Raw genomic sequence first — 913 nt, 5'->3', positions numbered from 1 at the left:
GGGAAATCGAACATATTATTCCTCAAAATCAGTACTTCAATAAATTTAATAAAAAAAATTCTAAGTTGAAAAATAGAATCGGTAATCTGACTTTATTAAAAGAAGAAACAAATAGAAAGATTAGTAATGGATCATTTGCTAAAAAAAAGGAAAATTTAACTTGTGAGGAAAAATATTTAAAAATTAATGATGTATTTAAAATAGATAAGGTGCATATTTCAAAAAAAGATATATGTGAAAGAGAGGAGGAAATAAATAAATCTATATATGATATCTTTATAAAAGATAGAGGAAAATTATTGAAAGATAAATTACATGAATTTATAGATTCCCAAGGATAGAATAGGTGTTAATTGGTATTAAATTGCCTATAGATTTTAACTTTTATTTTTCTTATCTTTTATAAAATCCATATCTTTCATACAATTTAGTAAGGTTTTACCTTTGCAGATTGTATAGAGTCAATGAAGAGGGGGTTCCCCTCTTTTTAATATACTGTTTCCTCTAAAATAAGTGCATAGAGTCAAGTTTACCTTGTTTGTGGCAAGACAGATATGAGATAGGGAATAGATTCATTAAAATATCAATTGGAATTAGATCTCTTTTCAGGGCAGGGCTTTCTCTTTTTTCGTGGACGCATATGTTTTACCTGATATTTACTCGATATTCTTGAGAAAAATTCCAGGAGCTACAATGAATATAAATCAACTGATGTGATAGGCGATGATGGATTTATTTTATAGATAGAGGAGGAATCGCTTTTTTGTTCTTGATTGTACAATATAACAACATCTTATATATATTAATAATTTTTAATTTTATTTGATGAGATAAACTGGTTTATATTTGTGTAAATATGTTAAAAATGGTATAATTGAGCTGTGATAGCTGTGATAGCTGTGATAGCTGTGAT

Annotated in this window: 1 protein-coding gene; it reads left to right on the top strand. The window is 26.8% G+C overall.

Annotated elements, in window-relative coordinates; genetic code table 11:
- On the top strand, nucleotides 1-341 hold a 341-nt coding region (locus ADI58_RS03775; protein ID WP_049521523.1), incomplete at its 5' end, for a GmrSD restriction endonuclease domain-containing protein.
- Nucleotides 342-913 lie beyond the last annotated feature (572 nt).

This window comes from Streptococcus mitis (genome assembly GCF_001074635.1).
GTDB classification, from domain to species: Bacteria; Bacillota; Bacilli; order Lactobacillales; family Streptococcaceae; genus Streptococcus; species Streptococcus mitis_E.
This window is presented reverse-complemented; position numbering and strand designations above follow the sequence as displayed.